We start from the raw sequence: 22,337 nt of genomic DNA on the forward strand, positions 1-22,337 counted from the left end.
ATTATGGCCAGTACTGGAAATAACGTATTGACAAAAGGCATCCCTGAACTAGCGGATGCCTTTGTCGTCCTGGTAAAGACGGAGTGGAATGCTCATTTAGTCGACCGATTGGAAGAAGGGTGTATTCAGGTATTGACGGCAGCAGGTGCCTCCTATAAGACGCTGGTTGTTCCTGGTGCCGTTGAACTGCCTTTCGCCGTGCAGCGCTATCAAAACGGTGCATCTAGAAAGGCGGATGCCTTTATTACACTGGGTACCGTCATTCAAGGCGGAACGCCCCATTTTGAATACGTATGTCAAATGGTTTCAGATGGAGTAACAGCATTGAATTTGACACTTCCTGTTCCGGTCATTTTCGGTGTACTAACCTTAAATAATGAACAAGAGGCAATTGATCGCACAGGCGGAGTGCATGGTCATAAAGGAGAAGAGGCGGCGATTACAGCCCTCAAGATGATCGCTCTGAATCGCAGTCTTGATTAACCAGGTAGTAACGGCAGGCACAAATATTAACTGCTTTGTGTTATTTTTGTTTTTAGCAAGGTTTTTGGTTATACAGAAAAGAAGCGAATTGAGCTTCTTTTAAAACATTACTACTATTCAAGTGATATGGATGTTCAACTATTTATACCCTGTTTTATAGATCAGCTCTATCCTTCTGTTGCATTTAATATGGTGAAGGTATTGAAAAAAGCAGGCTGTAATGTTAAATATAATACGAACCAGACCTGTTGTGGACAACCCGCTTTTAATGCAGGTTTTTTTGAAGAGGCGAAGTCTGTCTGTAAAAAGTTTCTGGAAGACTTTAAAACGGAAGACTATATCGTAGCCCCTAGTGCCAGTTGCACGGGGTTTGTCAAAAACTATTACGGCAAATTGTTTGAAAATTCTTCTCTCGTCCACGATGTCAGATCTATTGGAGAGCGCATTTTTGAATTCTCCGATTTTATGGTCAATGTGCTGAAAGTGGAAGATGTAGGTGCCAGATTTGAAGGGCGTGCAACTTATCATGACAGCTGCGCCGGTTTGAGAGAATGTCAGATCAAAGAAGAACCTCGCAGGCTACTCTCGCACGTTAAGGGGCTGGAACTGGTCGAAATGGAGGATACGGCTACCTGTTGCGGTTTTGGTGGAACCTTTGCGGTTAAATTTAACCCCATCAGTGTTGCGATGGCTGATCAGAAAATCAGGCATGCTGAAGAGACAAAGGCAGATTATTTGATTTCCACAGATATGAGTTGCCTGATGCATATTGGTGGTTATGCCGGCAAAAAAGGAACCAATATCAAGAGCCTGCATTTGGCTGATGTACTGGCCAGCGGCTGGGAATAAAACTCAAAAAATGACGATATTTTTTAATTAAAAGCGCTAGGCAATATATGGCAAATAATTATTGGCTCGTCAAATCAGAACCCTTCAAATATAGTTGGGAACAATTTAAAAAGGATAAGAAAACCTTTTGGGATGGTGTACGCAATTATCAGGCGCGTAACAACCTGAAGTCTATGAAAAAAGGCGATCAGGTGTTTTTTTATCACAGTAATGAAGGTATGGAGATCGTAGGAATTGCTCAGGTCGTCAAAGAATTTTATCAAGACCCTACCACCGATGATGAACGCTGGGTGGCAGTTGACTTAAAGCCTGTACGGGCATTGAAAGCACCGGTAGATTTGCAGCAAATGAAAGCCGAAAAGCGGTTACAGGATCTAGGACTTGTCCGGCAGGGACGACTTTCTGTTTGTCCGGTAACACAAGAGCAGTGGGAAGTTATTTTGGAACTTTCTGATCGTAATGCAAAGGACGGTGGGAAGAAATAAAGGATATGCGTGAATAAGCACTTGATCTGTTATCCACTGAAGATAAAATTGACCCGGTAGTAAACCCCTGGCGATGCAAGGGCTGACTGCCGGGTCTTTATGTTGACTGATCCTTGGTTTGGGTTTCTATAGGTTAACAACAGCCCAGTTAAAACGGCTTCGGTTTCAAAACCAGGTTATAATCCCAGTTTAATGCGGAGGCCGCCATCAGTCATCCTGATATTCTGGTTGAATAAATGATTGCTCATAGGTATACTGATAAAGGGTTCAATGGAGAGTGATTTGCTTTTATTGAGGGGTTGTTTAAATCCAAAAGAAAAATTAATAAAACCTGCAAAATCCTTAGATCCGACCTGATCTTCAGGGAGTACTTCTTTTGTCCTGATATCTGATGCGATGCTTTGCATCGCATCAGGCTTGAGAGGTTGACCATTTTTTGCTTCGAAAGCGGAGGTCTGCATTTCAGCAATGGCGTATTTACGTTCTACCTTGTCGGAGAGGACAGCCAAGGCAGATACCCCGGTACCGATATAAATTTTCTGGCTGATATGATAGCGAAGCTCCAATGGAACATTGAGGCCAGTTGCCGTAGCGTCAATTGAAGACAGCGTTCGTCCGGATGAAACAATCGTTGCCTGCTGGTCCGCATCTTTAGATCCGCTAAGCTCTGTATAGGCCAGACCCGAATTGATTGAAAGGCGGTTACTTAGTCTGTAACCGACGCTGACGCCATAACCCATATTAAGTTTTGCAGCATTACTTACTGCCGGTATAACCACCACACCCATGTTCCATTTCCTTGCAGACTGATTATCATCCAGGTTAAAATAACCTTTGTCATCAAAATATGCGTCCTTATTCATGACTGCAGCAGATTTATCAGCCTCATTTGAGTGTGAGACTACAGTGGCTACCCGTTGTTCATCAGCCTGGGCGGCAGGTGTTTCTATATAAGTATATACAGGCCCCACCGGAGGTATTCTGAGCCCTGGAATATTGCGCTGACGATTTGTATTGATGGACACCAAGCCATCCTCATAAATATGTGCAGCAGCGGTCCGGTCGTTTTGTCCAAAGGGATTGCCAAGCGGGATGATGCCTGTCTGTTCAATTAAATAAGGAAAATTAAATAACCGGCCTGATGGCATATGCACATCTGGTTGACCGATGGGCGTACTACCAAGGCCAACGCTGTTTTGTAAAGACGCAAGTGCTCTCTCGTGCCCCGTTTTGCCAATGTCACTACTGATCTGATCATTGGTAGGTAGTGACCGACCGTTGTTGTTATTATCCCTGTTCTGGCTTTGCGGTGTCTCTAGCTGTTCGGATGTTGTAGATGTTATTTGACCGGCAGGCCTGCTATTTGCGGGCTGAGCATTCCTGTGATTAGCCAGGTAAAGCCATCCTGCCCCAGCGGCCAATACCAGGGCAGCTGCAATGCCTATCCATGGTCGTAACAGGGACCGGATCCGAGTGCCGGCGTGGTCCCCCGATTCACTAATGCCAGTGACCGTGTTGGCCTTGGCCTCCATTGCGGCAAAGCGTTCCCAGGCGCCCTCTTTATAAGGAAGTTCGCTGTCTCTTAGCTTATCTGCCAACTGGCGAATAATATCTTTTTCTTCGTTGTCCATGCTAAGCGCTTACCTGGTTGTTAAAAATTATTTTCATTTATTCTCTATTATTTTATAAGCCTCCTACCCTTCAACATGCGCTAAACTTAGTGGTGTACAATGCTCTTAATTTGCTTTTGGCCCTGGTTAAAAACACCCTGGAGCTGCTCACGGGTATATCCAGCATTTTTGCAATTTCATCATGAGAGTATCCTTCCACTTCGTAAAGATTAAACACCAGTTTATGTGTATCGGGCAATTGGTTGAGTAACGACATAATGTCCGCAATATCCATATCCATGGAAACTGGTGCGCTGGCCAAATAGGCTCCTGCCTTTTCAATTTCGCTGGTGTTAAAATTGCTTTTTTGCTTACGGATATGGTCAATGGCCGTTCTGGACGCAATCTTGGCAATCCAGCCTCTGAACGATTTACCATAACTTTCAGGTTCGTCAGGTCCTGAAAATCCCTCAATATGTTTAAAGATCTTCATGAAGGAGTCATTAACCAATTCTTCTGCGTCATCTGATAAACGTACATAGCGCAAAATGACCCCCATTAAATAGCCATAAAAAGTCCGGTACATCTTCTCCTTAGAAGATGCATCATTGTTTTGACAGTCCTGGACAAGGCTTTTAATGCTGGGTGCGTCGCTTTTCATCAATATGACCCTGACTTTTGTTCGTTTGGGATGCTTGAGTCCTTTTTTTGATTTGAATGTAATGGTATCGTCAATCATATTAGTTCCGATAACTATATCACTGTCAACGATTACTCAAATGTAATCATTATTCAAATAACGGGGTACTAAGGAAAAGTTTCCATTATGCCCCGGCTCGCCCATTAATTTTCCATGAGTCTCAGACCCAGCTTTGTTTTACTGTCTGAACTTCCAAAGACTCCTCTGGCCCAAACAGTGTAAATATGCCCCTTTTTAAACTTTACTTCAGATTTAGTCGCCAACACTTTTTGCGTCTCACTGTTGATGAGTTTTAGCGTGTAATTGTCAGATGGAGAGATCGCCTCGAATTCCGTAGCTTTTGAATATGCGATATCTGCCAGATCAGGACTGCTGCCACCACTTAATTCCAGGCTAAGCTTGGGCGCATCGGCACTCATGTTGGCAAAACGAATGGCTGCTTTAGTCGTATCCATATTGCTTAGGCTATCTTGCAGCATAACCAACTTAATATCGCCGATGGTATCGGTCACAAATAATGAGTAAGCCACCCCCGGTTCCAGAGAAAATTGCTGGGAACCAAGCAGCTCATTGGAGTTATGAAGTGTTACTCCAAATACTCTAAAACCCGGATAGGCGCTCCTGTATGAAAGAACCGTATCATAGCCAAATAATGTCGGAAGACTGTTTACCTTGTTTTCTGAGATGAAATCCAGCGGCCCTGAGCCTGGAGCTGCATTAATTAGGGCTACGCCTGCCGCCTGAACACTGTAGTTATTATCGTCCTTCAGACAGGAAGTGATACTAAAAGCTGCAATTGCCAGTATCAGCCATACACGCATTTTGATTGCTTTTTCAATCATCTTTTTCATGGTCGTTTTTATTATGTGTTTTTTGCTGATTGGCCAGTTGAGAAAGGCCGTTTCAGTTATTTGCTTTATTGATTATACAAACGCCTGAGCGAGGAAAAACGCTACACAGAATTGTAATTATTGTTTAAATAGAAACAGGGCGAATCTATCCCCGTTGCGACATTTAAACGGCCAACCGATGTTAGTAACAGATTTATTGTATAGCTTGACCTGATAAGAGGCAAATGAATGTTTTACACTACCTGAAATCCGGTATATTATTTTTTTTCATGGTTTTGGCTTAGATTTTGTATTTCCTTGTGAAATAAACAATTGCAAATTAAAAAAATGAGTATGAAGAAAATTCTCCTAGCGTTTACTGCTCTGCTGCTTATTGGAGCCGCACAGCAGCTGCAGGCACAATCCTATCGCACTGCAGGTGGATTATTCATTGATTTTGGTAATGGTGCTACACTTGTAGGTCCTCATGTGAAGCATTTCGTCAATAATCATGATGCGATACAGGGTATGGTACTATTTGGCAATGGGCTAACTCTTTTAGGAGCAGAATATTCTTATAACGAGGCGATTCGTAATGCACCAGGATTGATGTGGAATATAGGTGTTGGCCCACAGGCGGCTTTTGGAGATGGGAGTACAGATTTTCTGGTCCGCCCGGCCCTGGGGATTGAGTATAAAGTACCAAGTGCACCGATCAATTTTGGCTTTGACTGGAGACCTATGTGGGTTTTAACCCACGGATCTAATTTCGAAGCTGGCCGTTTCGGGATTGCATTTAGGTATGTATTTCATTGATGATAAGGTAATTGCATAAATGTTGAAGTGATGTACTTCTTCATTTGACCTCAGATAAAGCGCCTTTTTGACGTTGGTATATTTCTTTTTCCAATAAAGAAAGCAGCCGGCGGCGGAAAGGCGTTTTCTATTTTCACTTTAGTGCATAAAAAGCGACAACAAATTGTTTTATTATGCAGAATCTTTTCTACTTTCACAGGATTAATGTGGCTTTTAGCCGAAGTTTCTTATAATAAAATAACATTATGTCTAAGACTATTATAAAATATTGACTAAGTTGATTAGTTTTATTGAAAAAGATATTGTATTTTTGAATTTCTGAATAATCTAACTTAAAAACTCTCTTATAGCATGAGTAATGTAAATGCGGAAAAATTAAAAGCGTTAAAGCTAACGATTGATAAAATTGACAAAGATTTTGGGAAAGGCAGCGTCATGATGATGAACGAAAAGCCTAATAGTGTAATAGACTCAATATCAACCGGCTCAATTGGTCTTGATACTGCGTTGGGTATTGGTGGATTACCAAGAGGACGTGTCGTTGAAATATACGGACCGGAATCTTCGGGTAAAACCACTTTAGCGACCCATGTCATCGCTGAAGCACAGAAAAGAGGGGGCATGTGTGCCATCGTAGATGCGGAACATGCCTTTGACAGCAGCTATGCCCGCAAATTGGGGGTAGATGTTGATAATTTATTAATCTCCCAGCCTGATTATGGCGAACAGGCGCTGGAAATCACAGACCGTTTGATACTTTCAGGTGCCTTAGATGTAGTTGTTGTAGACTCAGTAGCGGCCTTGGTGCCTAAAGGAGAACTGGAAGGAGAAATGGGTGATTCTAAAATGGGCTTGCAGGCGCGTCTGATGAGTCAGGCATTGCGTAAACTGACAGCGACTATCAGTAAGACCAATACTATTTGTATTTTTATCAATCAGTTACGTGAAAAGATCGGTGTAATGTTCGGCAACCCTGAAACAACTACCGGTGGCAATGCGCTTAAATTTTACGCTTCTGTACGTCTGGACATCCGTCGCGCTGCACAGATTAAAGATGGTGATGTACCTATTGGTAACCGTGTAAAAGTTAAAGTTGTAAAAAACAAAGTGGCTCCTCCGTTTCGCAATACTGAATTTGATATTATTTTTGGACAGGGAATTAGCAAAATCGGGGAAATCATCGATATGGGTGTCGAATTGGGCATCGTTGGTAAAAGCGGCAGCTGGTTCAGCTATGAAGGTAGTAAATTAGGTCAGGGCCGTGATGCGGTGAAAAGCTTATTATCTGATAATCCAGATCTAGCTAATGAAATTGAAGGAAAGATCAGAGCAAAACTTTCTGATCAACAGGCACCCGAAGATACGGCAGCTGCAGTAGACGAGGCCGCCGAAGCTGCAGAGAAAAAAGCGGCAAAAAAATAAAAAGAAAATGTGTTAGTAAATTTGCATATACGGATAGCCTCGGCTATCCGTTTTGCATTAGAGGAATTCTCTGATACCGCCTGATACGTGCGTGGTTCCTCCAAAGAAAATCCTCAGCAGAATCTCCATTCCTACTGAGGATCTAATATATATAATGTGAGATCTACGGGAGGGCTTAGAATCTTTCCAGTCTGGAGAAGAAGAAATTTCCTTCGATCTGTGCATTTTCGTCACTGTCACTGCCATGAACCGCATTTTCACCGATTGAGGCAGCAAACTGCTTACGGATGGTACCTTCAGCAGCTTCTGCTGGATTAGTAGAACCAATCAGGGTTCTGAAATCAGCGACTGCATTGTCTTTTTCTAAAATAGCGGCTACGATCTGCCCACTGCTCATGAAATCAACCAGTTCACCATAGAAAGGGCGCTCTTTGTGTACTTCATAGAAAGCACCAGCCTGCTCTTTGGTCAGTTTGGTCCATTTCATGGCTTTGATAGTAAAGCCAGCTTTAATGATCTGATCTAAGATAGCACCGGTGTGGCCTTTGGCCGTAGCATCCGGTTTAATCATGGTAAAAGTTGTATTGCTCATATTTTTTAAGATTGGCCGCAAAAGTAAAACTTTTTAACCAATAAACAGATGGTAGTTTTTTCCTCCTGTTGCCTTGTAGTAGATATCCAGCTGTTATATCCATGTTTGACCCTCCAGGGCTCATTTTCCCCTACTTTTGCTAACCGCATAAAATCAGTTATTTTTGCGCCTGCTGGATTTTGGCATTGAACGGCAATTATTGAAATTAAACCTCCTGTTTCATTGAGATCAGGACTTTTGATCACTGAAAAATTATACATGAAACCGATAACTGAATTTTATACTTTGCTGAATGATACGATCATTTCCAAAAAAGTAGTGATTACCATGCATCAAAAGCCGGATGGAGATGCAATGGGCTCAACCCTCGCACTTTATCATCTACTGGTCAAATTGGGCCACCAGGTACAGGTCATCTCCCCTACTAACTGGTCATCTTTTCTGGACTGGATGCCCGGAGCTGATCTTGTCTGGGATTATGAAAAAAGCCGGATGGAGAGTGAAGCCTGTATCAATGCTGCTGAGTGGATTTTCTGCCTGGATTTTAATGTTTTATATAGAACAAAAAATATGGAACAGGTATTAACTGAAGCTAAGGCAGTTAAAATACTGATCGATCACCACGAACAGCCTCAGACAGAGGCCTTTGATTATGGTATCAGTATTACCGCTAAAAGCTCCACCTGTGAAATGATTTATGATTTTATCATTGCCAGCGGACATCGTGATCTGATTGATCCGGACCTGGCTAGCTGCATCTATACAGGTCTTATGACTGATACGGGTTCATTCAGGTTTCCTTCTACCACTGCTTCCGTTCATTTAGCTATTGCTGACCTGAAGAATTTGGGACTGAATCACAGCCTGGTACACGAACATATCTATGATTCCAATTCAGAGGAGCGGCTTCGCTTTCTCGGTAATGCCTTATTAAAGCGTATGGAAGTGCTTTATGAATACAATACGGCAATTATGACGATTCCGAAATCCGATTTACTGACATTCCACACAAAGACCGGTGATACGGAAGGGTTGGTCAATTATTTACTGTCGCTGGATGGCATCCGCTTCGGGGCAATCGTTATTGACCGGGATGAAGAGCGTAAATGGAGTTTCAGAAGCAAAGGTGATTTTGATGTAAATCTGTTTGCCCGTAAGCATTTTAATGGCGGAGGACATAAAAATGCTTCAGGAGGCAATTCCCCGGATTCGCTGGCGGAAACTGTCCAAAAATTTAAAACGGTTTTATTAGATTATAAGTCTGCTTTGAATTAATATTGCGAATCCAAATAATTAAAGATCTCATAAATTTAAAATGAAAAAACTCTTTTTTGCATTTTCAGCCGCTGCAATCCTGGGCCTGGCAGCATGTAATGTTAATTACAAGACCACGCCATCCGGCATGAAATATAAAATCCTCTCAGGTAAAGTGATAGGTGCAGATACTATGGGTGTGAAAGCCGCCGCTGGTGATATCATTAAATTTAAATTCAAATTCTCGATTCCGGAATTAAATGATAGTGTATGGCGCAATTCATATGACAAAATGCCACAGTACACGAAGGTGGATACCAGTGAAAGGACAAAGATGACCTTCCTTGAGATCTTTCCGCAGCTCAAATCGGGAGACAGTGCGGAGGTGATTATCAGTATTGACAGTATTATTAAACAAGGCGGCCCAAACCAGGGATTGCCTCCGTTTATGACGAAGGGGCGCCATGTCAAGGCAACTGTCAGTATACTTAATGTCTTTAAAGATGAAGCCGCAGCGCAGGCCGATGTAACGAAAGAACGTGCTAAACAGCAAGTCATTTCAGAAAAAAAGCTGAAACAGGCAACGGCTGATCTGGATAAATATATTAAAGATAAAGGCCTTAAGGCGGTTAAGACAAAGAGCGGTGCCTATGTCGTGATCGACGAACCTGGCGATATCAGCAAAAAAGCAGATTCCGGCATGACGGCTACCATTAAATATACAGGTAGCCAGCTCTCTGACGGTAAAGCTTTTGACTCCAACATCGATTCTACCATCGCCGGTCATACGGACCCATTACCTATCGCAATTGGTCAGCACCGTTCTATCGTTGGTATGGATGAAGGTCTTCGTTTGTTTGGCAAAGGCGCTAAAGGGACCATCTATATTCCAGCTGAACTTGGTTATGGAGATAGGGATCAACCAGGTAAAATTCCAGCCTATAGTAACCTTAAGTTTTACATAGAGGTACTGGACGTAACCCCTTCGGATTCTACAGGTAAATAGTCCTTTATTTATAGCATTTTTTCATGGCTGGTATAGTGCAAATGGTCACTATGCCAGCCATTTTGTTTCGGTTCCGCCTGATTATTGAGACAGACAAGAATTGCCTATATTTGACCAAATAGACGACTTTCATGGCTTTCAGACGAAGTTTATTTTTTGTATTATGGATATATATATTTTCCGGCTCATTCAGATTTCTTTATGGGCAAGTTGCTGTGCGTCCGGAAATTATCAATTACCCGAATTCGGTTTATCAGGCTCAGAGCCAGAATTGGTCAGTTACGCAAAATGAGGAAGGCTTGTTGTTTTTTGCCAATAATGAGGGATTACTGACTTATGACGGAGCGAGCTGGCATCATTATTCTCTACCGGAAAATCAAATATTGCGAACGGTCGCGGCCGATGGCAAAGGGCGGGTATATGGCGGAGGGTTTGGCGTATTCGGTTATTGGCAGAAAAATGGCTATAACGGGTTTCAATTTCATAATCTGAGCGATCTTGTCAAGGACTCCATGTTTGGCGCCGAAGAGATATGGAAAGTTATTCCCGCCAGTAACTTTGTTTTATTTCAATCTTTTTCCAGGATCCATTTATTACATAACAATCAGGTCAAAACCATTGTTGCCCCGGGCACTATTTTATATACTTACCAGATCAGGGATCATTTCTATGTCCAGGTTTTGGAAAAAGGATTGTATCGGATCAGCGAAAATGAAACCCTGGAACCGGTAAGCAACGCTCCTATTCTAATTAATAAGCGGATTACATTGATGCTACCCTATGGAACTCGTGAGATACTTATGGGAACGGAACGGGATGGGCTATGGCTTATGGATCCGATGACTGGTCAGGTAAAAGCATTCCAGACGACAGTCGACCATATACTCAAAGGCGGGGAGATTAATGCAGGTCTGAAACTTGGAGACGACCTGTATGCTATCGGCACGATCGGCGAAGGAGTCATCTTTATCAATGCCCGTGGGAGCATGCAGGCTGTTGTCAATAAAAATACCGGCCTGCTGAATAATACTATTTTGGGGATGTATCCTGATAAGGAAGGGAACCTATGGCTTGCGATGGATAAAGGGAATGCTCAGTTGGTACTTAAATCTAACGTTGCTTATTTCAAGGACTTGCAGGGGAGGATCGGCACTGTATATGCAGTTGCAATATACAACCATCAGCTGTTTGTGGGATCCAATCATGGGCTTTTTCAGGCACCCTACGATAGGATGGCATCTTTCGAACTTTCCAGTTTAAAAGAAGTTGCCGGTATCACCGGACAGGTCTGGGATCTTAAAGTGATTGATGGAACCCTTTTTTGCGGAAATAATACGGGTACCTATACGATTACTGCTGGTGGTGTGCATAAAATATCCAGCCTGCCTGGCGGATGGGATTTGGAACCGGTATCAGATCCTGTTAATGGAGGCATACTAAAGCTTCTACAGGGCACTTATAATGGAATAGTTGTCTATCAAAAACAAAATGGTCTCTGGCAGTTAACACAAGTATTAAAAGGTACAGAAAATATGGCTGTGAGTAAAATGGTCATAGACAGTACAGGTTGCATATGGGCTATGCATGCCTATAAAGGTGTTTATCTGTTAAAACCAGATTCTAGTTGTACCCATCTTCTATCTTCCAGGATGCTGCCTCTAAAAACGCTTGGCCCTACAACACTTAGATGGAGTATGTTTTCATATAAAGGAGGAGTTCGCCTTGCTGGCGGGGCTGGCATTTTTAAATGGCTGCCTGAACAAGATAGCCTGTTACATGACAAATCTTTAGAGGGTTATTTTGCCCCCTATAGCAAGCCTGTCGGGGTTTTCTCAGATAGCGGGCGGGGGTATTGGGTGATCGATGCGCAAAGTCAATTGCACTATAAGGCAGGTGCCGGACAATGGACCCGCTTCGCACTGAACACGCATCTTTTTAACTTGGTCAGAGGATATGAGTCTATTGTATCTGTTGATGAAGCGCAGAGTCTGCTTACCGGCGAAGATGGGTTTGTGGTCTTGCATAAAACCGAGCATACCCTGCCAGTCAATTTGCCTGCACCTGACTTTCGCCAGATATTTCTGATGCAGGATGGAAAGCCTTCAGCGCTGGAGGCTAAGTATCTACAGTCAGACGGGAGCCTTAAGTTGCCCTACAGTAAGAATAACCTTTTAATCTCCTATTCTCTTGCCTATTATGAACAGCCGGTAACTTATCGTTTCCGGCTGAAAGGCAGTGGACAAAATAACTGGAGTGTTCCGTCCACCTTGGGGCAGAAGGAATTGAATAATCTTCCGGCCGGTCATTATATCTTCGAGATAAAGTCCTCGTTGTCTGACAATGTTTCCAGTTTGGCTATTTGGGTGCTCAACCCCTGGTATTATTCTCTGGTGGCCAGATGCCTTTATGCCCTTTTGTTGATTGCTATCGCATTATTATTATGGCGTTGGCATAAGCATCGTCTTAAACTGCAGCGCCAGGCTATGACGTTTAAAATGCGGGAAGCGCTGCAGTTACAACGGGAAAAAAATGCCAACCAATTATTGCTTTTAGAACAGAAAAAACTGTCAGAAGAAGTCATTCATAAAAGCGAGGATCTCGCCAAACTGGCGATGGAACTCATTAAAAAGAAAAAGATCCTTAAGCGTCTTAAAGAGGAACTTGACCATATGAAATCACAGAAGGGCCAGGATGCGCAAGCTGTAGATGGAAAGATCCAAAAACTATCCAAATCCTTGAATAAATATATCCAGGATGAAGAAACAGACTGGCAGTTATTTGATAACGGGTTTAGTAAGGTACATGAAGTTTTTTTTGAGAAGCTCGTTCAGGCCTATCCGGATCTTACTTCTCAGGATCTGCGACTTGCGGCCTACCTGAAAATGAATCTAAGTACAAAGGAGATTGCACCATTACTTAATATTTCTGTACGCGGCGTGGAGATCAAAAGGTATCGGCTACGCAAAAAGCTGCAGCTGGATTCACATGATAACCTTAGTGATTTTATGCTGCGCTTTTGATCTACCGGTGCCTTTCAGTCTTCCGTTATTTACTCCTTTCCGGGATGTAACACCGCATAGAAGGCTGCCTCTGGCGTGCTAACGGATGTTATTTTATGAGCTCTTTACTATTTTTTGCAAAGTGCTGTTTGATAGCAAATAATATATTTATATTTTTTTTAATGATGTATTCTTGAGCAACCAATTTATCGGAAGATAAAGACGGTGATGTAGCCTAGATGTGTTAATGATTTCGTAAGGAGGGGTGCCTGTGTGTTAAATTTGGGAGATCAATTGCGGTGATTGCATGATCATCTGCTTAGGCTTTTATAGCCTTCTCACCATTTTTAAAATACAAGCATTATGAAAAAAATCCTGACTTTTTTTGCATTTGTTACTGCTTTCCCCTGCCTGGGCATCAGTCAGCAAATCTATAGCGGACAGGTAACAGATTCAGTAACAGGCGCCCCGCTATCCAGCGCTTCTATTACCCTACTGAGCACCGGAAAAGGAGCTATCTCGGATTCTTTAGGACAGTTTTCGATAGAGGGAAAGGCTGGCGATCAACTCTCTGTTTCGTCCATTGGCTATAGTGGGACGACCCTCAGGTTAGGTGATCAATCCCATCTTTTAATACGCCTCAGCCCCTCTGCCGGCACATTGGACGAAGTCGTTATTATTGGTTATGGCACGGCCAGAAGAAGTCAGGTGGTCGGCTCCGTGGCACAGGTGGACGGCGAAGAAATTGCTGCCCGGCCCGTGCTAAGTGCTGCCCAGGGAATTCAGGGCAAAGTGCCCGGGGTACAAATCACAGCCTCGGGGGCTCCTGGATCACAACCCCAGGTCAGGGTACGCGGTGTGGGATCTGTACTCGGGAATGCCAACCCCATTTATGTCGTTGATGGGGTGATTACGGACGATATTACAAATATCAACAACAATGATATCGCTTCAGTTCAGGTGTTGAAAGACGCCTCTGCTCAGGCTATATACGGTTCGCGTGCAGGTAATGGAGTGGTGATCGTTACGACCAAGAGCGGCAGGTCCGGTAAAATGCGGATATCTTTGAATGCCTACACCGGGTTTAAGACACCTACTTCAAAAGTGGCCCTGGCGGACGCCAGAACTTATGCTGCTTTTACCAATGCTGCCAGAACCTATGATAATAAGCCGCTTGCATTTGATTTGGATACGATAGGTGCCACCACGAATTGGTTTGACAAGATCACCCGTAAAGGCCTTATCCAAAATTATGAACTCAATGTCAGCGGCGGCTCTGAGAAAGTTACATATTATTTTGGCGGATCCGTCTTCAAGGACCAGGGCATTATTCCCGGTGAAGATTATACCAGGGCCGCTTTTAGAATCAATAACGAATATCGGTTAGCTCCCTTCTTTAAATTAGGCCACAACCTGAATGTCAGCGCCTACAATATGAACAATAAGCCTACTGAGTTTGATGATGCTTACAGAATGGCTCCCACCGTGCCAGTCAGGTTTGCCAACGGGAATTATGGGTTTACAGATCTGTTAAATGTGGGCAATCCCGTTGCAAAACTGGATCTCACGCATGACCGCTCCAAACAATTAAGGCTGCAGGGAAATGTGTTTGCCGAATTAACGCCGGTAAATGGCCTGACACTGAGAAGCAGTTATAATTTTGATTATCATAATAACAATCAGAAAATATATGTCCCGGTCTATAACATATGGAGTGGTATGAAAAATGATGTCTCCAACCTAACACAAAATAATGACAATAGCTTCTATTATATTATTGACAATAATGCTACCTATAATAAAACTTTCAACGGTGTACATGAGATCAATGCCACAATAGGCTACTCCTCTGAAAAAGTCAGAGATAACAGCTGGATGGGAACAATTCAGAATGTACCTGCAGATCCCAATCTCTGGTATCTGGATCAGGGAGATAATAATGCAGATGTACATTCTTCCGGTGCGATCCTGACCCGGGCATCTGCCTATAGCCGTTTGATCTATACGTATGACAGGCGGTATATTTTCAACGGATCACTGAGAAGAGACGGTTCCAGCTCTTTCCCAACGGAAAACCAATACGGAACTTTTTATTCTATCGGAGGCGCCTGGGTGGTGTCTGAGGAAAAATTCATGGAAAACCAGCATCTTTTTAATTCCTTAAAACTGAGAGCAGGCTATGGAAAAGTGGGCAATGATATTACCATCGCCAATCTCAGGATCTTAAATGAGATCTCTCTTCAAAAGAAATACTACGGTTTTGGCGGACCAGATGACCCGGCGCAGCAGGCATGGACTTTTGATCAGATCAAAGACGCCGCTGTGAGTTGGGAAACGACTACCGGGACGGATCTCGGCCTGGAGTTCTCTATGCTGCAAAACAAATTAAGCGGTGATGTCAGCTATTATAATAAGCTGACGCATGCCTTCATCCCGGTTACTGTTCCGACCACTTACGGAGATGCAGACAAAACCGTTTATTCCCAGGCTGCGGACGTGCGCAACAAAGGGATAGAATTTGACCTGAATTGGAAAGATCATATAAACAAGGATTTTAGCTATCATCTGGGATTCAATATGACATTCAATAAGAATGTTGTAGATCATGTGGATGGCTCTTTGCAACTTAAGGGCGGTAGTCTTGGTAACGGAGAGATCGTTACTTATACAGTCGAAGGGCAACCTATTGGCAGCTTCTGGGTATTGCAGACAGACGGAATTTATAAAAGTCAGGATCAGATCGACGGATCTGCGCATATTGAAGGTACACAGCCTGGAGATTTTCGGTATGTGGATCAAAATGGCGATGGGCTTATCAATGATAATGACCGGATTTTTGCCGGTTCCTATCAGCCGAAGTTTTACTATGGCGTGAATGGCGGCCTTAACTGGAAAGGGCTGGATTTCTCTTTTGACCTGTATGGCAATAATGGCAATAAGATCTATAACGGTAAAAAAGCGGTTCGTTTTGGCAATGAGCAGATCGAGGCTAGCCGGGCGCGTGATATGTGGTCAGCAGATAACCCTGACGGCACACAGCCCCGGGCTTCTAACGCTGTGCCCAAGCCTTCGACTTATTTTGTTGAATCGGGTAATTTCCTTCGTGTCAATAATATAACGCTGGGGTATACAGTTCCCCATACAGAACGATGGCATATTAAATCTCTAAGGGTTTTCGCCAGTGCGGATAATCCGGTGATCTGGAAAAAATATAGCGGCTATACACCGGAGCTTCCCGGTAATGCACTGAGTTCGGGTATAGAGCTTAGTATCTATCCAGTCACAGCTACCTATTTGCTGGGCGTAAATATTGGATTATAGACATTCAAGAAGGACAAAAAAATAATATCATGAAAAAAATAATATTTGTAACAATCGTTTCAATTGCAGCGGTTATGCTGTATAGTTCCTGCTCTAAAAGTTATCTCAATCCAGCACCGCAGAATACTGTGCAGCAAAACGACTCTATCTATACCGATCCTAAAGGAGCGGCTAAGTTTCTGGCTGCTTGTTACACGAACCTCCTACAATGGAATGAATCTTCTTTTTCCTGGCTGGGGCTCACTTCCATTACCTCTGATGATGCGGACAAAGGGAGCGATCCGGGCGATCTAGGCGGAGATAAGGATCAACTCGATGCGATTACTTACAGTGCCACAACGGGCAGTATCGCGGAAGGCTGGGCCGGCAATTATAATGGGGTATCCAATTGTAACCAGGCTATCTTAAACATAGGGCTATACGCGAATCTGAACCAGGGGCTTAAGGAGCGTTACATAGGAGAAGCAAAGTTTTTAAGAGCCTATTATTATTTTAACCTGGTACGTATGTTTGGTGATGTACCTTTGGTAGATACCGTGTTGAACTCTGAAGACCCGGCGGATGTAGTGAAGGCCGCAACCCGGGTACCCGAGGCGGATATCTATGCATTTATTGAGCTGGACCTCAAAGCTGCGATGGCTGTGCTTCCAACCAATGATCAGCAGGCGGCGTCGGATGTGGGCCACGCGACCAAAGGTGCAGCGGCTGGCCTTTTGGCCAAAGTGTCTTTATATGAAAAGAAATGGCAACAGGCATTTGATCTCAGTCAAGGCATTATGCAGGGCAAGTATGGCACATACGGTTTAGTGAGTGATTATAGCACGATCTGGAGAGAAATTGGTGAGAATTCGAAAGAGTCCCTGTTCGAAGTACAAAGTAAGATCGGCGTACCGGATGCCGGCGTGCAGCAATACACAGCGGTACAAGGCATTCGTGCTGCAACTTTTAAGAAGGTTGGGCAAACAGGCACGGTTAGCGCTTATTCGGGTTGGGGTTTTAATGTGCCTAGTGAAGATCTGGATAAGGCTTATGAGCCGGGTGATAAAAGGAGGAAGGCCACCATTATTCATATCGGGGATACACTTTTTGATGGGGTGATCCTGACTTCCGCAGCGAATCCCCGCTATAACTACAAGGCTTACGTCAGCGTTTTTGATGAAACCTATGACGGAGACGGCGATAACACCAATAAGAATGTTCGCTTACTCAGAATGGGTGACATCGTTCTGATTAATGCAGAGGCGGCTAATGAACTGGGTAATGCCGGAGTGGCTACAGCTTCTCTTAACCTGATCCGGCACAGAGCCGGACTGAATCCGACGACTGCTTCTGGTCAGGATGGTTTGCGAGCCGCCATATGGAAAGAAAGAAGAGTGGAGTTAGCGATGGAATGTGACCGTTTTTTTGATCTCATCCGTCAGGGACGGGCAGCGGAGGTATTAAATGCGCTGGGTAAGAAGTTTACCAAAGGGAAGAACGAACATTTTCCTGTACCGCAGGTTGAAATAGATGCGACCGATGGTAAGATGCAACAGAATCCCGGATATAATTAATCTGACATTCAGAGACTCACTGATAAAAACAAAAAAAATACGTATTATGACCTGCGAGAAGAACACAGCAGTAGAACATAACAACATAACGAAATTAAGTCTGGCGGGCGCCTCTAAACGTATTCCGGCGTATCTTTTCTGCCTGCTGGTCTTCACGCTGTCTTGCAAACAGTCGCCTCTTACGAAGGATTCAGATAAGGACACCGGAACCGGTGTTGTAGCAGATACCACCAGCCGGCTTTCTGATAGCGCTCTTTTTAATCTTATAGAGCAGCGCAGTTTTCAGTATTTTTATGAAGGTGCTGAAGCCAACAGTAAGATGGCACCGGAGCGCATCCACATTGATGGAGATTATCCTGAACATGATCAGACGGTAGTGACAACCGGAGGCAGCGGATTTGGTATTATGGCATTGATTGTCGGCATAGAAAGACACTTTATTTCAAGAGAACAAGGTATACAGCGACTCGCTGCTATTGTCAGCTTTCTGGAGAGGGCAGACCGTTATCATGGAGCCTATTCTCACTGGTATGAAGGGACGACTGGTAAGACAAAGCCATTTGGGGTAAAAGACAACGGCGGAGATCTTGTGGAAACATCATTTTTAATGCAGGGCCTGCTGACCGCGCGTCAATATCTTTTACCGGGAGACAGTGTCGAGAAAAGCCTTGCAGCCCGTATCGATAAGCTCTGGCGGGAAGTAGACTATAATTGGTATACCAAAGGCGGCCAAAAAGTGCTTTACTGGCACTGGAGCCCTACGTATGGCTGGCAGATGAACTTTCCTGTACATGGATATAATGAATGTCTGATCATGTATGTATTGGGGGCCTCCTCTCCTACACATGCGATTGATAAAGCAACCTATGACAATGGCTGGGCCATGAATGGTAAGATCAAAAGAGCCAGTAATTATAATGGCATTTCATTACAATTTTTCCATCAGGGGGACTTGCCCAATGGAGGGCCGCTCTTCTGGTCTGAATATTCTTATCTGGGACTGGACCCCAGGGGACTTAAAGATGGTTATGGCAATTACGGAGAAGAGAATGTGCACCAGGCGTTGATTAACTATCAATGGTGTGTTGACAATCCTAAAGGCTACAAAGGATATGGGCCGCATTGCTGGGGACTGACAGCCAGTTATTCAACAGCAGGTTATGCTGCGCATGCGCCGAATATGAACAGTGATCTGGGGGTAATCAGCCCGACAGCTGCACTTTCTAGCTTTCCCTACACACCAGAGAAATCCATGGCCGCCATGCGCTATTTTTATGACAGCCTTGGCAATAAACTATTGGGTAAATACGGATTCTATGATGCTTTTAGTGAAACCGATAACTGGTTTCCGAAACGTTACTTGGCCATTGACCAAGGCCCCATCGTCGTTATGATGGAAAATTATCGTTCTGGGCTTTTGTGGCGGCTTTTTATGAGTGCACCCGAAGTAAGAGCTGGGTTAAAGAAACTGGGATTTACCCTTGGAAAGCAGGCTGAAGGAACAGCTTCAAGGCTACCTTCGCCGTCTTTAAACTAATATAGTATCTGAAGTGAACTACTCACCCACGCTAAAGCGATGAATGGACTTCGTGCTTCACAGCGACTTGCTTACAGCCCAAATGGGTTAGAAGTCTTATTATCGCTCCACACGTGTACTCGCAAGTCCCTTACGAGGTTTTTAAGTCTTTTACTGACAAAACGAAGGTAAATGTACTTTGTAAAACAGCCAAATACTTGTGTGCCTTACAGCCCACCCACACTACGTGATGAATGGGTTTTACGGCACGTTCTATAAAAATGTAATTAAAAAATATTAGACGAGGCCGGTTATTTTATTGGATCTTTGAGTCGTGAATACACTTTATTTTATCTTAGGAACGCCAAGTAAAAAAACCGAATGCCGGCTAATATTACCGCTTACATACCAATTTAAAACTTAAAACAATCATGTATCAAAAACCAGTTACTCCTACAAAGCGTTTTTGTAACAAACTGAAGCAGATAGCTACTTTGTTTGTGCTGATGGCAACTGCTATTTTATTGAGCCATGCGTCTGGCCAGGCACAGCAAGCGGCGCTCATAAAGACTCCCCCAGCTTTGACCGGCATTCATAAAACCCCGTCAGATAAAGAACTACCCAGGGAAAAATTTATAGATGCGCTGATGGCCAAGATGACACTTGAAGAAAAACTCGGTCAGCTTAATTTACCCAGTGCCGGAGATTTCACGACAGGGGAAGCAAAGAACTCAGATATTGCTGCCAGCATCCGCCAGGGGAAGGTAGGCGGTTTGTTTAACATTAAATCTGAGAAGAAGATCAGGGCCATTCAGGAAATCGCTGTCAAGCAAAGCAGGCTGCGCATCCCACTGATATTTGGCATGGATGTGATCCATGGCTATGAAACCATATTTCCGATTCCTCTTGGCCTCTCTACGAGCTGGGACATGGAACTGATTCGTCAGAGCGCTAAGGCTGCTGCTAAGGAGGCAAGCGCAGATGGTATTTGCTGGACATTCAGCCCCATGGTAGATATCTCCAGAGATCCCCGTTGGGGAAGAGTCTCTGAGGGAAACGGGGAAGACCCGTATTTAGGCAGCCAGATTGCAAAGGCCATGGTGGAGGGCTATCAGGGAGACTTAAGTTCCAATGAAAATATATTGGCTTGTGTTAAGCATTTTGCACTATATGGTGCCGTTGAAGCCGGTAGGGATTATAATACGGTCGACATGAGCCACCTGCAAATGTTTAATGATTATTTCCCTCCTTATAAAGCAGCTGTGGATGCAGGTGTCGGATCCGTCATGGCCAGTTTCAACCTGGTAGATGGCATTCCGGCGTCCGGTAATAAATGGCTCTTGACAGATGTCCTTCGAAAAAGATGGGGCTTTAAAGGGTTTGTCGTGTCGGATTATACCGGTATTCCAGAAATGATGGCCCACGGCATGGGTGATTATCAGGATGTATCCGCATTATCGCTCAATGCTGGTCTGGATATGGATATGGTAGGGGAAGGCTTTTTAAAGACTCTGGCGGCATCTTTGAAGGAAGGAAAAGTGGCCGAGGAGCAGATAAATGCTGCCTGCAGGAGAATCCTGGAAGCCAAATACGACTTGGGACTGTTTAAGGATCCCTTTAAGTATTGTGATGCCGTCAGAGCCGAAACGCAAGTGTTTACGAAGGCGAATAAAGATTTTGCCAGAAAAGTCGCCGCGGCATCGATGGTACTCTTAAAAAATGAAAACAAAACCTTACCTCTTAAGAAAAATACCCGTATTGCACTGATCGGTCCACTGGCCGATGCAGCTAATCAAATGACCGGTACCTGGAGTGTGGCTGCCAATAATACCGGAGTTCTTTCATTGTTACAGGCAATGAAACTAGCTGTTACAGACAGCAGCCAGATCTTATATGCGCCTGGATCAAATCTGACAACTGACAGTATGCTGCAAAAGAACGCTACTCTCTTTGGTAAAACCCTGCCCCGTTATCAAAAATTGCCGGAGGTGCTAAGAACAGAAGCCGTTAAGACGGCTCAAAGGGCAGATGTAATTGTAGCGGCTCTGGGCGAAAGCGCAGAGTTTTCAGGCGAAGCTTCCAGCAGGACAGATATTGGCTTGCCGGATGTACAAAAAGATCTGTTACAGGCATTGGTGGCTACCGGCAAGCCGGTAATACTTGTTTTGTTTAATGGCCGTCCATTGACATTATCATGGGAAGCGAAACATGTAACGTCGATATTGGATACTTGGTTTGGCGGTACGATGGCTGCCCCCGCTATTACAGATATCTTGTTTGGTGTTGTAAATCCCAGTGCCAAACTGACCATGACCTTCCCACAAAATGTAGGTCAGATTCCGCTGTATTATAACCATATGAATACGGGCCGACCTTTACCCAAAGGTGAGTGGTTCCAGAAATTCCGTTCTAATTATCTGGATGTGTCCAATCTGCCGGTTTATCCTTTTGGCTATGGATTAAGCTATACTGATTTCTCATATGGGAAGATGCGTTTAAGCGACAGTACGCTACAAGGAAATGCCAAACTGGAAGTGACCGTCCCCGTGACCAATAATGGAGACAGAGATGGTCAGGAAATTGTTCAGCTGTATATACGAGACATGATAGGTTCTGTCAGCAGACCGGTACAACAATTGAAAGGGTTTAAAAAAATAATGATCCCCAAAGGCCAGACGGTGGACGTGCATTTTACGGTTGGAGTAGATGATCTTAAATTCTATAACAGCCAGCTGGACTATAACTGGGAAGCAGGAGATTTTGAAATCATGGCCGGTCCGAACAGCCAGGATGTACAAATACAGAAAGTTCACTGGGATAAGTAGCAGTGCAATAATCCGGGATGCCACTTGCCCGGCCACCAGGATTGTGTTTTACATATAAATTCAACCCTGCTTTGTC

The 22,337-nt window shown here is 43.9% G+C and carries 16 protein-coding genes; 12 read left to right on the forward strand and 4 right to left on the reverse strand.

The annotated features are described in order from the left end of the window. Nucleotides 1-3 precede the first annotated feature (3 nt). From ribH to K9M52_RS17275, 3 genes are all read left to right on the forward strand, one after another. Nucleotides 4-483 (forward strand): 6,7-dimethyl-8-ribityllumazine synthase, encoded by a 480-nt coding sequence (ribH, locus tag K9M52_RS17265; protein ID WP_224069685.1) that lies wholly within the window; start codon nt 4-6, stop codon nt 481-483. Between the two features lie 126 nt (nt 484-609). Continuing rightward, entirely contained in the window at nt 610-1,332 is a 723-nt protein-coding gene (locus tag K9M52_RS17270; protein WP_224069686.1) for a (Fe-S)-binding protein, read from the forward strand. A 47-nt stretch (nt 1,333-1,379) separates the two neighbouring features. Then, nucleotides 1,380-1,817, forward strand: a complete 438-nt coding sequence (locus K9M52_RS17275; protein ID WP_224069687.1) for an EVE domain-containing protein — start codon at nt 1,380-1,382, stop codon at nt 1,815-1,817. Between the two features lie 176 nt (nt 1,818-1,993). Here K9M52_RS17275 and K9M52_RS17280 read toward each other — a convergent pair whose 3' ends face one another. The 3 genes from K9M52_RS17280 to K9M52_RS17290 all read right to left on the reverse strand — a co-directional run bounded on the left by K9M52_RS17280 (nt 1,994) and on the right by K9M52_RS17290 (nt 4,978). Next, on the reverse strand, nt 1,994-3,448 hold the full coding sequence (locus tag K9M52_RS17280; protein WP_224069688.1) for a hypothetical protein: 1,455 nt from the start codon (nt 3,446-3,448) through the stop codon (nt 1,994-1,996). A 70-nt stretch (nt 3,449-3,518) separates the two neighbouring features. Beyond that, the gene (locus K9M52_RS17285) at nt 3,519-4,166 is read right to left on the reverse strand and encodes an RNA polymerase sigma factor (protein ID WP_224069689.1); all 648 of its coding nucleotides are present in this window, start codon (nt 4,164-4,166) and stop codon (nt 3,519-3,521) included. A gap of 104 nt (nt 4,167-4,270) precedes the next feature. Further along, nucleotides 4,271-4,978, reverse strand: a complete 708-nt coding sequence (locus tag K9M52_RS17290; protein ID WP_224069690.1) for a DUF4397 domain-containing protein — start codon at nt 4,976-4,978, stop codon at nt 4,271-4,273. A gap of 333 nt (nt 4,979-5,311) precedes the next feature. Here K9M52_RS17290 and K9M52_RS17295 point away from each other — a divergent pair, with 333 nt between their 5' ends. Both K9M52_RS17295 and recA read left to right on the forward strand, forming a co-directional pair. Beyond that, nucleotides 5,312-5,773: a hypothetical protein gene (locus K9M52_RS17295; protein ID WP_224069691.1), complete on the forward strand. Its 462-nt coding sequence runs from the start codon at nt 5,312-5,314 to the stop codon at nt 5,771-5,773. A gap of 351 nt (nt 5,774-6,124) precedes the next feature. Next, a complete protein-coding gene (gene recA, locus K9M52_RS17300) occupies nt 6,125-7,195 on the forward strand; it encodes a recombinase RecA (RefSeq protein ID WP_224069692.1) in 1,071 nt (356 codons plus the stop codon). A gap of 175 nt (nt 7,196-7,370) precedes the next feature. Here the strand turns inward: recA and K9M52_RS17305 are convergent, their stop codons facing one another. Next, complete coding sequence (locus tag K9M52_RS17305) at nt 7,371-7,787, reverse strand: nucleoside-diphosphate kinase (RefSeq protein ID WP_224069693.1); 417 nt, start codon at nt 7,785-7,787, stop codon at nt 7,371-7,373. Nucleotides 7,788-8,045: 258 nt separating this feature from the next. Between K9M52_RS17305 and K9M52_RS17310 the strand changes: the two genes are divergently transcribed. From K9M52_RS17310 to bglX, 7 genes are all read left to right on the forward strand, one after another. Further along, entirely contained in the window at nt 8,046-9,062 is a 1,017-nt protein-coding gene (locus tag K9M52_RS17310) for a DHH family phosphoesterase (protein ID WP_224069694.1), read from the forward strand. Between the two features lie 40 nt (nt 9,063-9,102). Further along, the gene (locus K9M52_RS17315) at nt 9,103-10,047 is read left to right on the forward strand and encodes an FKBP-type peptidyl-prolyl cis-trans isomerase (protein ID WP_224069695.1); all 945 of its coding nucleotides are present in this window, start codon (nt 9,103-9,105) and stop codon (nt 10,045-10,047) included. Between the two features lie 131 nt (nt 10,048-10,178). Continuing rightward, on the forward strand, nt 10,179-13,067 hold the full coding sequence (locus K9M52_RS17320) for a helix-turn-helix and ligand-binding sensor domain-containing protein (protein ID WP_224069696.1): 2,889 nt from the start codon (nt 10,179-10,181) through the stop codon (nt 13,065-13,067). Nucleotides 13,068-13,409: 342 nt separating this feature from the next. Next, nucleotides 13,410-16,367, forward strand: coding sequence for a SusC/RagA family TonB-linked outer membrane protein (locus tag K9M52_RS17325; protein ID WP_224069697.1), 2,958 nt, complete (start codon nt 13,410-13,412; stop codon nt 16,365-16,367). A 29-nt stretch (nt 16,368-16,396) separates the two neighbouring features. Then, complete coding sequence (locus K9M52_RS17330) at nt 16,397-17,920, forward strand: RagB/SusD family nutrient uptake outer membrane protein (protein ID WP_224069698.1); 1,524 nt, start codon at nt 16,397-16,399, stop codon at nt 17,918-17,920. A 46-nt stretch (nt 17,921-17,966) separates the two neighbouring features. After that, nucleotides 17,967-19,457 (forward strand): glucoamylase family protein, encoded by a 1,491-nt coding sequence (locus K9M52_RS17335; RefSeq protein WP_224069699.1) that lies wholly within the window; start codon nt 17,967-17,969, stop codon nt 19,455-19,457. 410 nt (nt 19,458-19,867) lie between these two features. Further along, nucleotides 19,868-22,261, forward strand: coding sequence for a beta-glucosidase BglX (gene bglX / locus K9M52_RS17340; RefSeq protein WP_224069700.1), 2,394 nt, complete (start codon nt 19,868-19,870; stop codon nt 22,259-22,261). Nucleotides 22,262-22,337 lie beyond the last annotated feature (76 nt).

The sequence above is a fragment of the Arachidicoccus terrestris genome, assembly GCF_020042345.1.
Taxonomy (GTDB): domain Bacteria; phylum Bacteroidota; class Bacteroidia; order Chitinophagales; family Chitinophagaceae; genus Arachidicoccus; species Arachidicoccus terrestris.

What these genes read in the sequence shown, in the direction of transcription:
- ribH (WP_224069685.1), top strand. Translation starts at nt 4, where the DNA reads ATGGCCAGTACTGGAAATAACGTATTGACAAAAGGCATCCCTGAACTA.
- K9M52_RS17270 (WP_224069686.1), top strand. Translation starts at nt 610, where the DNA reads ATGGATGTTCAACTATTTATACCCTGTTTTATAGATCAGCTCTATCCT.
- K9M52_RS17275 (WP_224069687.1), top strand. Translation starts at nt 1,380, where the DNA reads ATGGCAAATAATTATTGGCTCGTCAAATCAGAACCCTTCAAATATAGT.
- K9M52_RS17280 (WP_224069688.1), bottom strand. Translation starts at nt 3,448, where the DNA reads ATGGACAACGAAGAAAAAGATATTATTCGCCAGTTGGCAGATAAGCTA.
- K9M52_RS17285 (WP_224069689.1), bottom strand. Translation starts at nt 4,166, where the DNA reads ATGATTGACGATACCATTACATTCAAATCAAAAAAAGGACTCAAGCAT.
- K9M52_RS17290 (WP_224069690.1), bottom strand. Translation starts at nt 4,978, where the DNA reads ATGAAAAAGATGATTGAAAAAGCAATCAAAATGCGTGTATGGCTGATA.
- K9M52_RS17295 (WP_224069691.1), top strand. Translation starts at nt 5,312, where the DNA reads ATGAAGAAAATTCTCCTAGCGTTTACTGCTCTGCTGCTTATTGGAGCC.
- recA (WP_224069692.1), top strand. Translation starts at nt 6,125, where the DNA reads ATGAGTAATGTAAATGCGGAAAAATTAAAAGCGTTAAAGCTAACGATT.
- K9M52_RS17305 (WP_224069693.1), bottom strand. Translation starts at nt 7,787, where the DNA reads ATGAGCAATACAACTTTTACCATGATTAAACCGGATGCTACGGCCAAA.
- K9M52_RS17310 (WP_224069694.1), top strand. Translation starts at nt 8,046, where the DNA reads ATGAAACCGATAACTGAATTTTATACTTTGCTGAATGATACGATCATT.
- K9M52_RS17315 (WP_224069695.1), top strand. Translation starts at nt 9,103, where the DNA reads ATGAAAAAACTCTTTTTTGCATTTTCAGCCGCTGCAATCCTGGGCCTG.
- K9M52_RS17320 (WP_224069696.1), top strand. Translation starts at nt 10,179, where the DNA reads ATGGCTTTCAGACGAAGTTTATTTTTTGTATTATGGATATATATATTT.
- K9M52_RS17325 (WP_224069697.1), top strand. Translation starts at nt 13,410, where the DNA reads ATGAAAAAAATCCTGACTTTTTTTGCATTTGTTACTGCTTTCCCCTGC.
- K9M52_RS17330 (WP_224069698.1), top strand. Translation starts at nt 16,397, where the DNA reads ATGAAAAAAATAATATTTGTAACAATCGTTTCAATTGCAGCGGTTATG.
- K9M52_RS17335 (WP_224069699.1), top strand. Translation starts at nt 17,967, where the DNA reads ATGACCTGCGAGAAGAACACAGCAGTAGAACATAACAACATAACGAAA.
- bglX (WP_224069700.1), top strand. Translation starts at nt 19,868, where the DNA reads ATGTATCAAAAACCAGTTACTCCTACAAAGCGTTTTTGTAACAAACTG.